The organism is Actinomyces capricornis, from assembly GCF_019974135.1.
In the GTDB taxonomy this organism is placed as follows: Bacteria; Actinomycetota; Actinomycetes; order Actinomycetales; family Actinomycetaceae; genus Actinomyces; species Actinomyces capricornis.
The window spans coordinates 592,251-604,786 of the sequence record NZ_AP025017.1 but is presented as its reverse complement, the minus strand read 5'-3'; the positions used below and the strand labels follow the sequence as shown (position 1 = coordinate 604,786).

At 70.6% G+C, this 12,536-nt stretch carries 9 protein-coding genes; 4 read left to right on the top strand and 5 right to left on the bottom strand.

From position 1 onward, the window contains the following. Position 1: 1 nt before the first annotated feature. The gene (locus tag MANAM107_RS02430; protein ID WP_223910654.1) at positions 2–1,282 is read right to left on the bottom strand and encodes a DUF7847 domain-containing protein; all 1,281 of its coding nucleotides are present in this window, start codon (positions 1,280–1,282) and stop codon (positions 2–4) included. 238 nt (positions 1,283–1,520) lie between these two features. Between MANAM107_RS02430 and mtrA the strand changes: the two genes are divergently transcribed. From mtrA to MANAM107_RS02415, 3 genes are read left to right on the top strand one after another with little or no spacing between them, the layout of a single operon-like run. Beyond that, entirely contained in the window at positions 1,521–2,201 is a 681-nt protein-coding gene (gene mtrA / locus MANAM107_RS02425) for an MtrAB system response regulator MtrA (RefSeq protein ID WP_179900396.1), read from the top strand. A gap of 34 nt (positions 2,202–2,235) precedes the next feature. Next, positions 2,236–4,110 carry an MtrAB system histidine kinase MtrB gene (gene mtrB, locus MANAM107_RS02420; RefSeq protein WP_223910651.1) on the top strand — a complete coding sequence of 625 codons (1,875 nt, stop codon included), beginning with the start codon at positions 2,236–2,238 and terminating at the stop codon, positions 4,108–4,110. Continuing rightward, the gene (locus MANAM107_RS02415; RefSeq protein ID WP_223910648.1) at positions 4,107–5,876 is read left to right on the top strand and encodes an LpqB family beta-propeller domain-containing protein; all 1,770 of its coding nucleotides are present in this window, start codon (positions 4,107–4,109) and stop codon (positions 5,874–5,876) included. The genes mtrB and MANAM107_RS02415 overlap by 4 nt, the downstream gene beginning before the upstream one ends. A gap of 63 nt (positions 5,877–5,939) precedes the next feature. On the opposite strand, the gene hpf is transcribed toward MANAM107_RS02415, so the two are convergent. Beyond that, positions 5,940–6,602 carry a ribosome hibernation-promoting factor, HPF/YfiA family gene (gene hpf / locus MANAM107_RS02410; protein WP_223910645.1) on the bottom strand — a complete coding sequence of 221 codons (663 nt, stop codon included), beginning with the start codon at positions 6,600–6,602 and terminating at the stop codon, positions 5,940–5,942. 256 nt (positions 6,603–6,858) lie between these two features. After that, entirely contained in the window at positions 6,859–7,851 is a 993-nt protein-coding gene (locus MANAM107_RS02405; RefSeq protein WP_223910642.1) for a ComF family protein, read from the bottom strand. Positions 7,852–8,148: 297 nt separating this feature from the next. Between MANAM107_RS02405 and secA the strand changes: the two genes are divergently transcribed. Then, a complete protein-coding gene (gene secA, locus MANAM107_RS02400; protein ID WP_223910639.1) occupies positions 8,149–11,010 on the top strand; it encodes a preprotein translocase subunit SecA in 2,862 nt (953 codons plus the stop codon). Positions 11,011–11,126: 116 nt separating this feature from the next. On the opposite strand, the gene MANAM107_RS02395 is transcribed toward secA, so the two are convergent. Further along, a complete protein-coding gene (locus tag MANAM107_RS02395; RefSeq protein WP_223910636.1) occupies positions 11,127–11,915 on the bottom strand; it encodes an AAA family ATPase in 789 nt (262 codons plus the stop codon). A 13-nt stretch (positions 11,916–11,928) separates the two neighbouring features. After that, on the bottom strand, positions 11,929–12,477 hold the full coding sequence (locus MANAM107_RS02390; protein ID WP_223910633.1) for an AAA family ATPase: 549 nt from the start codon (positions 12,475–12,477) through the stop codon (positions 11,929–11,931). Between the last annotated feature and the right edge of the window lie 59 nt (positions 12,478–12,536).

The window sequence follows — 12,536 nt, the reverse complement described above, 5'->3', positions numbered from 1 at the left end:
ATCAGACCCCGGCCGCCCGGCGCAGCTCGATGTCCAGGCCCTCGGAGCGCATGCGCAGATCGGTGTACAGCAGGGCCGTCACCGCGGCGATGAAGGGCAGGGTGATGGCGCTGACGAGCGAGGACAGGAAGTAGGTGAGCGGCAGGAGGTAGAAGAGACTGCTGGGGCTCTGCGCGAGGAGGCCGGAGGCGAAGCTGACGGGTGAGTTGAGGATCTGGGTGACCGCGGCGACGATGAGCCCGGCCACGATGTTGATGCCGGCCACCCGCCAGAAGTGCCCGCGGGTCAGGGCCCAGGAGCGGCGCAGTCCCTCCACGACGCCCACATGCTCCAGGATGAGAGCCGCGGGGGCCAGGCAGAGCTTGAAGGACAGGGCCGCGGACACGAGTATTCCCACAACGATGGCGATGAAGCTCGCGATCAACGCGGCGGCAGCCCCGCCGGGGCCGGTGCCGTCGTTGGCGACCAGGAGGATCATGGGGATCGTCACGATCGCCCCGATGACCAGGAGGACCCCGCCGGTGATGAGCGAGCTGAGCAGGGCCTGGCCGATGAGTGCCCACACACGGCCCTTGGTGCGCCGCCACACCTCTCCGGGGCTGGCCACTCGGCCCAGGATGGTGCGTGAGACGGTGACGATGAGGAGCCCGGTGAGCACTGTCGTGGCCAGGGTCGAGAGGACGGCGGTGGTCAGTATGAGGCCGCCGTAGCCGAGGAGCAGCTCGGAGAGCATGGCGTTGACCTGATCGTCAGTCAGGGTCGCCGGGGCGTTGGCCAGGGCATAGATCTCGGACTGCGTGCCGAGAAGGACGGAGGCCAGGGCGGTCAGGGCGCCGACGAAGGCCATGACGACGAGGGCGGGGACGAACATGGCGCGGGGATTGGCGCGCAGCGACTCGAAGGCGCCGGCGAGGATCTCGCCGAAGGCCAGGGGGCGCAGTGGGATGATGCCGGGCCGCGGAGCGCCGAGCGCGGTGGCGCCCCCGTAGTAGTTGGGGACGCCGCCCCCATAGGGGGCGGCACCGCCGTAGTAGTCGGGGGCGGCGGTGGGGGCTCCTCCGTAAGGGGCGGGTCCAGCCGGCGAGCCGCCATTGCTGTAGGCCTGGTAGGCGCCGTGGCCGCTGTAGCCCTGCGGGCCCGCCTGGGGGTAGCCGGGCTGCCCGGCAGGGGCGGCGCCGTAGTCGCCGTAGCGGGGCTCGCCGCCCGGCTGTCCGCTGGGCTGCTGGGGGAAGGCGGCATCGGAGCTGGGCGGCTCCCAGTCGGGGCTGTGCGTGCTGCTCATGCCACCATCGTGGCATGAGGGTCGGGGCTCCACCCTCCCTCTGGGGGAGGAGATGCGGCATGGGGCACCCCGGGGGCTGCCAGCGTGATCATTCCCACTATTCAGATGTTTTTCAGGTTATCTGAGGGCAGTGTTGAGGGGGCTGCGGGATGGTTTCAACGGTTCTGTGAAATATCGCAGCGCCACCCCGGGTGTGCGCCTCGCCCGCAACGGCCGCTGCTCGTGTCAGGATAAGCCCATGAGCACGCGCATTCTGGTAGTTGACGACGATGCTTCCCTTGCCGAGATGATCGGCATCATGCTGGAGTCGGAAAACTACACCCCTACGCTTTGTCACGATGGAGCCCAGGCTCTCGACACCTTCCACGAGGTCACCCCCGACCTGGTCCTGCTGGACCTCATGCTCCCGGGCATGGACGGCGTCGAGATCTGCAAGCTGATCAGGGCGGAGTCGGATGTCCCCATCATCATGCTGACCGCCCGCACCGACACCCAGGACGTCGTGGCGGGCCTGGAGGCCGGCGCCGACGACTACGTCACCAAGCCCTTCAAGTCCAAGGAGCTCCTGGCCCGCGTCTCGACCCGCCTGCGCCGCACCAACCCCGGCGCCGCCGAGCACGTGCGGGCCGGTGATCTGGATATCGACGTGGCCGGGCACCAGGTCAAGCGCGAGGAGACCGCCATCGCCCTGACGCCCCTGGAGTTCGAGCTGCTGGTGACCCTGGCCCGCTCCCCCTGGAAGGTCTTCACCCGTGAGGAGCTGCTCAGCCAGGTCTGGGGCTACCAGCACCCCGCCGACACCCGTCTGGTCAACGTCCACGTCCAGCGCCTGCGCGCCAAGATCGAGAAGGACCCCGAGCGCCCGACCATCGTGGTCACCGTGCGCGGTGTGGGGTACCGGGTCGGCGAGACCTCGTGAGACCGGGCGCTGAGCGCGCCTTGTCCCGGTCGTGATGAGTCCGACGCGAAACCCGGTGGGGGCCACGCAGGAGCGCCTGGCACGAGTGATGCCAGGCTTCCTGCGTCGCAGCCTGGAGCTGCGCATGGTCTTCGCCGCCACCGCGATCGGACTGCTGCTCATCGCCCTGCTGCTCACCTTCGTCACCGACCGCATCCGCTCCGAGGTCTTCGAGGACCAGAAGGACGCGATCCTGGTCGACGCCCGCCAGCGCGTGTCCGTGGCCCAGGCCGAGTTCGACTCCACCACCGGCGTGGCCACGGTCGATGAGGTCAACGCCGAGGTTCAGGACCAGGTCAACTCCATCAAGGACTCCATCTCCGCCTCCGGCGGCATCGGCGTCATCATGGAGCGCAGCCGCAATGAGACCTCGGCGACGGTGGCCAACGACCTGAAGTCGGACACCAACCTCACCTACCTCATCTCCGATGAGCTGCGCCAGCGGGTCGGCGCGGGGGAGTCGGGCCGCCAGTACTGGCAGTCCGCCCAGGTGCCCAACAAGGACGGCGGAGTCGACCCGGGCCTCATCGTGGGATCGCGCGTCAGCCTGCCCATGGCCGGGGAGTACGAGCTCTACCTGGTCTACAGCCTGGCGGCCGAGCAGCGCATCGTCTCCCTGGCCTCGCGCAACATCACCATCGGCGGCCTGGGATTCCTGGCCATGCTCATCCTCATGGTCTGGGCCATCACCCGCTGGGTGCTCAGCCCCGTGCGGCACACCGCCCGGGCCGCCGAGCGCCTGGCCTCCGGGGAGCTGGCCGAGCGGCTCAACGCCCAGGGCGAGGATGAGATCTCCACCCTGGCCCAGTCCTTCAACCATATGGCCGCCTCCCTGGAGGACCAGATCGAGCGCCTGGAATCGCTGTCGAAGGTCCAGCGGCTCTTCGTCTCCGACGTCTCCCATGAGCTGCGCACCCCCCTGGCCTCCATCCGCCTGGCCACCGAGCAGATCCAGGACGCCCGCGAGGAGATCTCCGACCCCTTCGCCCTGCGCAGTATCGAGGTGCTGTCCAACTCCGTGGACCGCTTCGAGAAGATGCTCACCGACCTGCTCGACATCTCCCGCATCGACTCCGGCAATGTCAAGCTGCGTCTGGAGGAGGTCGATCTGGCCGAGGTCGTCGACACGGTCATCGAGACCACCATGTTCCACTTCAAGGCCACCGGCACGCAGCTGCGCCTGCACCTGCCACAGGAGCCGGCCACCGCCGAGGTCGACGTCACCAGGGTCGAGCGCATCATCCGCAACCTGGTGGTCAACGCCCTGGAGCACGGCGAGGGCAAGCCCCTGGACCTGACCCTGGCGGTCGATGCCGACGCCGTGGCGGTGCGCGTGCGCGACCACGGCATCGGCATGAGCCCCGATGTGGTCACCAAGGTCTTCGACCGCTTCTACCGCGCCGACCCCTCGCGTCAGCGCAGCCTGGGCGGCACCGGTCTGGGCCTGTCGATCTCCATGGAGGACGCCACCCTCCACGGCGGCAGGCTCGCCGCCTGGGGGTGGCCGGCCGACGGCGCCGCCTTCCTCCTGGTCCTGCCGCGCCGTCAGGGGCCCGACGGCTCGCCCGGGCGCCTGAGCGGCACCGGGCCGCTGAACCTGGTGCCCGACGACGCCCCGCCGGTCGCGCGGGCCGGGGCCGCGGGCTCGCGCGACGAGCACGACACCGGCTCCCTGGTCAGCCCGCTGGGCCCGGCCCCGGCCACGCGCCGGGCCCGTCAGAGCATCGTGCTGGGCGACATCCCCATGGCCGGGGAGGTCGTCACCCCCGTGACCACCACCGAGGAGGGGCGCGTCGTCGTCGTCCTTCCCGGCCAGGAGCCCTCCGCGCGGACCCCCGCGGAGGCCGATGAGGAGGAGGCGCGTCGATGAGCCGGTCGAGTGATCCGTGCGGCTCGCGCACCCGCGGGGCCGCTGCGGGAGCAGGCCTGCGAACCGGCCCGGGCGCCGGTGGCATGTCGCGGCGCGGGCTGCTGGGCCTGGCCGGCTCGGCGGCCGCCGCGCTGTCGGGCTGCACCGCTCTGCCCTCCTCCGGTGAGGTCCAGGAGTCCAATGTGGTGGTCACCGACACCAATGCGCTCATCGAGACCGCTCCCGGACCGGTGGTCGACGCCAGCCCCGAGGAGATCGTGCGGGGCTTCCTGCGGGCGGTCAACGCCGGGTTCTCCGACGGATTCGACACCGCGCGCCAGTTCCTCACCGGTGAGGCCGCCCAGCAGTGGAAGCCCCTGGAGGCGGTCCAGGTCTACTCCAGCTCCACCGAGCCGCAGATCTCCGTGGCCGCCGACGGCTCCATCATGGTCTCCTTCGGCACCCTGGGGCGTCTGAGCACCGACGGCGTCTTCGCCCCCGCTCTCCAGGACGCCATCTACGAGACCTCCTTCTCCCTGGTGGCCCTGACCGCCGGCCAGTGGCGGATCGCCGGGCTGGAGGCCGGCATCCTGCTGCCCTTCAACCGGATGAGCAAGAACTTCGCGGTCCACGCCCTGCACTTCCTGACCAAGGACCACGCCCGCTTCATCCCCGAGCTGCGCTGGTACCCGCGCGAGCCGGTGGGGCTGGCGCGCTCCCTGGTGGCCGGGCTGATCGCCGGGCCGTCGGCCTGGCTGGCCCAGGGCACCGACACCCTCCTTCCCAGTGGCGCCGCTCTCAGCGGCGAGGGCGTGGTCCTGGAGGAGGACCGTGCCCTGGTCCTGCTCAACAGCCAGGCCAACCCGGGCGATGGGGACAGCCGTGCCCTGGTGGCCGCCCAGATCCAGCAGACGCTCAGCCAGATCAGCGGCATCACCCGCGTCGAGATCCGCGCTGGCTCGGTGGAGCTGGGGCCGGCCGCGAACCTGCCCTCGCTGTCCCCCGATATCGGGGGCGTGGTGGGCATGGTCGAGGGCGGAGTCGTGCAGGGCACGGGAACCACCCGCTCGACCCTGGCCACCGCCCAGGCCCTGGGAACCACCGAGGCCAGCTCCCCGGCCCTGGGGGCCGATGGGAGCGTGTACGTGCTGTCGGCCTCCAGCCTCCTGCGCCTGCCCCAGGGCAGCACGGCGGCCAGTGTCATCCTGTCAGTGGGGGACCCGGCCGCCGGGGCCGGCGGCCTGAAGGCGCCGATCGCCGACCGCCACGGCTGGGTCTGGCTCCTGGCCGAGGGGCAGCTGGCCGCGGTCAACGCCTCGGGTCAGCGCGTGGACCCGCGGGCCTCATGGTTCGAGGGCGACGCCGTGGAGGCCTTCGACCTGTCGGTGGAGTCCGAGCGCCTGGCCGTGCGCCTGGCCTCCGGCGCGGTCGTGCTGGCCGTGGTGCTGCGCGACTCCAACGGCCAGCCCACTGGGATCGGTGCCGGCCACGACCTGCCGCGGGCCGGGGGGCCGGGCGCCTCGGGGATCTCCTGGTGCACGGCCACCTCCGTGGGGGCCCTGGTCCAGCCCGAGGAGGTCGACGGGCTGCCCGAGGTGCGCATGGTGCAGGTCGGGGGGCCGGTGACGACCATGATCGGGGTGCGCTCGGCTCACAGTGTCATCGCCGACCGCTCCGAGGAGATGATCCTGCTCAATGATGACAAGGGGCAGACCTGGCAGCGCCGGGGCGCCACCTGGCGGGTGCTGACCGACGAGGTCACCGATCTGTCCTTCCCCCTGCCCTGAGCATGCCGGTGCGCCCTGTGGGCGGTGCGCTGCACCGCCCACAGGGCGCACCGCCACGGCCTGCTACATGACGGTGGCGTCCAGGCGGATGACGCCGTAGGTCCAGCCGTGGCGGTGGTAGACCGCGCAGGGCTGCTTGGTGGACTTCTCGATGAACAGGTAGAAGGGGTGGCCCACCAGCTCCATCTGGTAGAGGGCCTCATCCACTGTCATCTCATGGGCGGCGTGCAGCTTCTGGCGCACGATGACGGGGGAGTCGCCGAGCTGGGCCTCCACGGCCACACCCGGCTCGGTGGGCGCGGTGGGGGAGTCCTCGATGGGCGCGTCGTCGGTCTCGGGCACGGGGATGTCGGACAGGCCAGGAGCCTGCTCGGTGCTGCCGGGCTCCTGGGGGACCTCGGGGACGACCGGGTAGCGGCGGTGGTGGTCCTTCTTCCGGTCGCGGGCCCGGCGCAGCCGCTCGGTGAGCTTGCCCATGGCGATGTCGAAGGCCGCGAAGCGGTCGGAGGAGGAGGCCTCTGCGCGGATGATCGGGCCCTTGGAGACAACGGTGATCTCCACGCGCTCGGCGGTGTCGGCCTGGCGCGGGTTGCGCTCGTGGGTGACCTCGACCTCGACGCGCTGCACCCGCGGATCGAACTGCTCGACCTTGACCGCCTTGTCCTCGACATAGTCGCGCAGGCGGGGGCTGATCTCTGCGTTGCGGCCGACGACGGTGATGTCCATGGTGGAACCTCATTTCTGGTGCTGTGGGTTGAGCCCGGTGGGCTCCGCAGTACATGGGTGGCGCCCGCCGCGCATCGCGACGGGATGTGGAAGACGGGGGGTCACCTCCTGTCGCTGTCGCGTGAGCATGCGCGGAACGGTCTGAGCGGCATCTGAGCGGCATGGGAGGGCGTCCTTGGCCCCCGGGACCGCTCCGGCAGTCGCTGTGCTCTGTGCCACAGAATCTACACCATCCGGGCTGGTCATGCCTGCTTTGTTATGGAACTGATCGCCTGTGGCGGACGTGGCGGACGTCACCCGCCCGGCCCCTCGTCTGCGCGGGCGCCGGGTGAGCGCACCCACCGCCGTCGATCCGCCGAGCGCCACCGCCGCCAGGCGGCGGGGTGGCGGCCAGGACCACCGCGGCCAGGACGTGGGCGCCGGCCTCCTCCAGGGCCCTGACGCAGGACTCCAGCGTCGCCCCGGTGGTGACGACGTCGTCGACCAGGACCACGGGCAGGCCGCGGACCTCGGCCAGGACCCGGGGCGCCGCGGCCCGATTGGCCCGGCGCTGGTGGGCCGAGCGCCCGGCCTGATGCGCGCCCGCACCCCCGCGGCGTCGGAGCACATCGGCGCTGAGTACGCGCAGCACCGGCCCACCGGCCAGTGACCCGTGCTCGGCGATGCCGCGGGCCACGGCGTCGGCCAGGCCGGCTGCGACCAGGCGCCCCCGCAGGCGGCGGCCCGCGCCCGAGGGTGCTGGGATGACCAGCAGTGCCGAAGCCGCCGCGCTCCCGTCCCGGCCGGCGCCCCCGTGCTCGGCTGGAGAGAGGTCCGGATGGGAGGCCAGGTGGGAGGCGCAGGCCCGGCCGAGCTCGCGGCCCACCTCGGACATCACCCCATCGAGATCCTCCCGGGCCCCGTTCTTCCAGCCCAGGACCAGGCTGCGCACCGGGCCCGCGTAGGTCGCCGCCGCCAGGATCTCCAGGTCGCCGGCGGCCTCGGCATGCTCGACCAGGAGCGTGCCGGCCCCCAGCAGGCTCCGGCACTGCGGGCACAGCCTCGTCTCCCAGCACCCGCATCCCGCGCAGGACACCGGCAGGCCCAGCCCCAGCAGGTCCCGCGCCCGCCGCGCCACCAGGCCGGGCAGGCGGCGCAGGGCGCCCACCGCTCCCAGACCGCCGTCGCCCCGCCGCTCCGCACGCCGGTGCCTGGTGTGCCCGCCGGATGCGGGCCCCTGGGTGGTCCTTGTGCCCGGGTGCTCATCCATCGGCCCAGGGTGCCTCCTGGGGGCGGTGCCCGCACGGCCGGGGGCGGCGCCGTCCACAGGCGCCCCGGCGCCGTCCTGCCGCGGCCGCCATGTGGATCCGACTCGGCGCGCCCGGACGGCCGTCGGGCTCCGGGGGGAGGGAGACGCGGTGGGTTGCGAGTGGATCTCGGCGGGGCGGCGTCGTCCACGGTGGGAGGAATCTCCTGGGGAGGCGGGCGTCGGTCCACTAGAGTGGGGGCGCCTGTGCTCGGCAGGAGCCGGGCCCACCATGACGGATGTCCCAAGGGAGTAAGCAGCGTGTCGATCGTCGACAGGATCCTTCGCATCGGCGAGGGGCGCACCCTCAAGAGGCTCGAAGCCATCGCCACCCAGGTCGAGGGCCTGGCCGAGACCTACAGCGAGTTCAGCGATGACGAGCTCCGGGAGATGACCGACGAGCTCAAGGAGCGCTACGAGGAGGGCGAGACCCTCGACCAGCTCCTGCCCGAGGCCTTCGCCACCGTCGTCGAGGCCGCCGACCGCGTGCTGGGCATGCGGCCCTACCACGTTCAGATCATGGGCGGGGCGGCGCTGCACCGCGGCAACATCGCCGAGATGCGCACCGGTGAGGGCAAGACCCTCGTGGCCACCATGCCCTCCTACCTGCGGGCCCTGACCGGCAAGGGCGTGCACGTCGTGACCGTCAACGACTACCTGGCCGAGTACCAGTCCGACCTCATGGGCCGCGTCCACCGCTTCCTGGGGCTGACCACCGGCTGCATCCTGGCCGGCCAGACCCCCGTCGAGCGCCGCAAGCAGTATGCCTGCGACATCACCTATGGCACCAACAACGAGTTCGGCTTCGACTACCTGCGCGACAACATGGCCCAGCGCCCCGAGGACCTGGTCCAGCGCGGGCACGCCTTCGTCATTGTCGACGAGGTCGACTCCATCCTCATCGATGAGGCTCGCACCCCCCTCATCATCTCCGGCCCCGCCGGGGGGGATGTCAACAAGTGGTACAAGGAGTTCGCCTCCATCGCCGAGCGCCTGCGCTCGGGGCGGGACTACGAGGTCGATGAGAAGAAGCGCACCGTGGGCGTCCTGGCCCCCGGCATCGAGCGGGTCGAGGACTACCTGGGCATCGACAACCTCTACGAGTCGGAGAACACCCCGCTCATCGGCTTCCTCAACAACGCCATCAAGGCCAAGGAGCTCTTCCACCTGGACAAGGACTACATCGTGCGCGACGGGGAGGTGCTCATCGTCGATGAGCACACCGGCCGCGTGCTGCCGGGCCGGCGCTACAACGAGGGCATGCACCAGGCCATCGAGGCCAAGGAGAGGGTGGAGATCAAGGCCGAGAACCAGACCCTGGCCACCATCACCCTGCAGAACTACTTCCGCCTCTACCCCGAGGGCTCGCGCTCGGGCATGACCGGAACCGCCGAGACCGAGGCCGCCGAGTTCGCCGGCACCTACAAGATCGGCGTCGTGCCGATCCCCACCAACCGGCCCATGATCCGCGTGGACCAGCCCGACCTGGTCTACACCACGGAGGCCTCCAAGCTGGAGGCCGTCGTCGACGACATCTCCGAGCGCCACGAGGCCGGCCAGCCAGTGCTGGTGGGCACCACCAGCGTGGAGAAGTCCGAGGCCCTCTCGGGGCTGCTGCGCGAGCGCGGCATCCCCCATGAGGTCCTCAACGCCAAGCAGCACGCCCGCGAGGCCGCCGTCGTGGCCCTGGCCGGGCGCAAGGGCGCGGTGACCGTGGCCACGAACATGGCGGGCCGCGGCACCGACATCATGCTGGGCGGCAACGCCGAGCACATCGCGGTCACCGCCCTGAAGGAGGCGGGGCTGGACCCCGAGGAGGACGCCGAGGCCTATGAGAGGGCCTGGCCCCAGGCGCTGGCCTCGGCCAAGGAGTCCTGCCGCGCGGAGCACGATGAGGTCGTCGAGCTCGGCGGCCTCTACGTGCTGGGCACCGAGCGCCACGAGTCGCGCCGCATCGACAATCAGCTGCGCGGGCGCTCGGGGCGCCAGGGCGACCCGGGGGAGTCGCGCTTCTACCTGTCCATGGAGGACGACCTCATGCGCATGTTCGCCTCCGGGCTGGCCCAGCGCATCATGGCCTCGGGGGCCTACCCCGACGACGTCCCCCTGGAGTCCAAGATCGTCACCCGCGGCATCGCCAACGCCCAGCGCCAGGTGGAGTCGCGCAACTACGAGATCCGCAAGAACGTCCTGAAGTACGACGACGTCATGACCGAGCAGCGCGAGAAGGTCTACTCCGAGCGCCGCCGGGTGCTCGACGGGGAGGACCTGGAGCCGCAGGTCGAGGCCTTCCGCACCCAGGCGGTGTCCTCCATCGTCTCGGCCCGCACCGCCGAGGGCCGCCCCGACCAGTGGGACCTGGAGGCCATGTGGGACGATCTGGGTCACCTCTACCCCGTGGGCCTGGAGCGCGAGGAGGTCATCGAGGCCCTGGGCGGGATCGACTCCCTGAGCGCGGGCGGCCTCACCGCGGAGTTGAGCGAGGACGCCGCCGTGGCCTATGAGGAGGCCGAGGCCCGCATGGAGTCCAATGCCCTGGCGCGCGCCCAGCTCGGCGAGGAGCCCATGCGCACCCTGGAGCGGCGCATCCTGCTGGCCGTGGTGGACAAGCGCTGGCGTGAGCACCTCTACGAGATGGACTACCTCAAGGAGGGCATCGGCCTGCGCGCCATGGCCCAGCGCGATCCGCTCGTGGAGTACGCCAATGAGGGCGCCCACATGTTCAAGGCGATGATGGAGGGCATCCGCGAGGAGACCATCGAGCAGATCTTCGCCAATGTCTCGCGATTCGACGCCGCCGCCAAGCGCGCCGCGCAGGACGGCACCCAGGAGGCCGCCCAGGCGGTCAGCGGCCGGGCCAACGGCACCGCCGCGGCCGGTATCCGGGTGGGCGGGGCGGGAGACGCCTCCGGCTCGGTGCTGGGCGACACCGGCCAGGCCTCCCTGAGCCGCAGCAGCGGGCAGATGCGCTACTCCGGCCCCGATGAGGACGGGCAGGCCGCCGTCTCCGCCGGCGGGGCGGGATCCTCCCCGGCCGTGGGCCGCCTGGGCGGCTCCAAGCTGGCCGAGGCCGCCGGGGGCAATCGGGCCGAGCGGCGCCGGGCCAAGCGGCGCAAGCGCTGAGACCGGCCAGATGCTCTCTGCTGGGTCACTCGCATCCCGCCCGCTGACATGCCGTCATCTGGCCCAGCGGGATGCGGGTCACCCAGCGGGATGCGGGTCACCCAGCGGGATGCGGGTCACCCAGCGGGATGCGGGTCGGGCCCTGGGTGGGCCGCCTCCTCGAGGGCGCCGCTGGTGACCACCGCACCGAGTCTGCCCGCACTCATCGCCCGGGCGTATCCCGGAAGATCGATAAGGCGGCTGACCTGGTCGTGGTGGCATACCAGGACGTCATGGAGCTGGTCCCCACTCAGGGCATCCAGCAGTGCTGGGGAGTGCGTGGTGATGAGGGCGTTGACGCTTGTCCTCTCCGTAGCCTCATTGATGAGGTGCAGGAGTCTGCCGGCCTGTGAGGGGTGCAGTCCGTTCTCGATCTCCTCGATCGCCAGCAGTACGCCCGCCGAGGGGGCGGAGATGTCACTGGAGTAGGCCGGTGCGAGGGCGTCGACATCAAGATCGGATACTGGGCTTGACAGGGCGGTGGCGATCGCCAGGAATCGCAGAAGACCATCGCTCATCGAGCGCGCGGTTGTCACGGAGACCTTCGTGCCTCGCCGCTCTCGAATGGCCAGCATGATCTCACCGGTATCGGTGGAGCTGAAATCCAGGGCGTCGATGTCGCAATCGGCGATCTGCTGTGCCAGTTGCTCCAGCCTTGAGAATGTGCCGGGCTCCTGGTCCTTCAGGTGCTTGAGGATGGGTGCGAGGTTCTCCCCGCTGCGCCGCAGTCGGGCACCTCTGCGGGGGACCCAGTCCCGCATGAGGCCCGGGGCGGGATCGAAGTGGAAGCTCCTGTGCAATGATGCAGAGATGTCCCTCTGAGCATCGAGGATGTCGCGCTCGGCGTGGTTGGATTCAGGGATCACCGTCGGCAGCTGGCTAAGAACCGATCGGTCGTCGCGGAGGTGGATGCGACGGTTCGGCCCTTTTTCCACTTGAGACTGCCGCCTCCAGGCCCACTCCGCCGCTATCGGGGCGAGCATCGATAAGGACCTGCTGATTCCAGAGCCCACTCTTCGCTGCTCGTTGCGGTCCGCGAAGCGTCTCCTGGATGATACGGGGAAATGGAGAGGGGGCTACCTCCACATCGTAGTCGTAGGAGTACTCGCCGTGGGGGTGCGTGACGGTCACGGTGCACCCGAGGGTGAAGGAATCGCCCCTGTGCGGCACACATCCAGAAGCACCCCCACGGACGGGACCGCCCTCGCGCCTGCGTCCATCAAGCGCATCGGAGAGGGGCTCGGCGTTCGTGAGTCGGTGCAGGACGTCGAGGGCGTCCAGGATATTGGACTTCCCACTGGAGTTGCGCCCGGTGAGAATGGATGTCCTTCCCAGGGGGATGGTCGCATTCTCGAAGTTCTTGAATCTGGTGAGTCGAAGCTCCGAGATATGGGATGCCGCGTCGTCGTCGGGCCCGTGCTTGCTCATGGGGAGAAGTATGCCCGGCAGCCCGCTGCTATTGAGTGCTCCTGCGTGAGGGCCGGGGC

Coding starts and splice junctions, on each gene's coding strand:
- MANAM107_RS02430 (WP_223910654.1), bottom strand. CDS start 1,282: ATGAGCAGCACGCACAGCCCCGACTGGGAGCCGCCCAGCTCCGATGCC.
- mtrA (WP_179900396.1), top strand. CDS start 1,521: ATGAGCACGCGCATTCTGGTAGTTGACGACGATGCTTCCCTTGCCGAG.
- mtrB (WP_223910651.1), top strand. CDS start 2,236: ATGAGTCCGACGCGAAACCCGGTGGGGGCCACGCAGGAGCGCCTGGCA.
- MANAM107_RS02415 (WP_223910648.1), top strand. CDS start 4,107: ATGAGCCGGTCGAGTGATCCGTGCGGCTCGCGCACCCGCGGGGCCGCT.
- hpf (WP_223910645.1), bottom strand. CDS start 6,602: ATGGACATCACCGTCGTCGGCCGCAACGCAGAGATCAGCCCCCGCCTG.
- MANAM107_RS02405 (WP_223910642.1), bottom strand. CDS start 7,851: ATGGATGAGCACCCGGGCACAAGGACCACCCAGGGGCCCGCATCCGGC.
- MANAM107_RS02390 (WP_223910633.1), bottom strand. CDS start 12,477: ATGAGCAAGCACGGGCCCGACGACGACGCGGCATCCCATATCTCGGAG.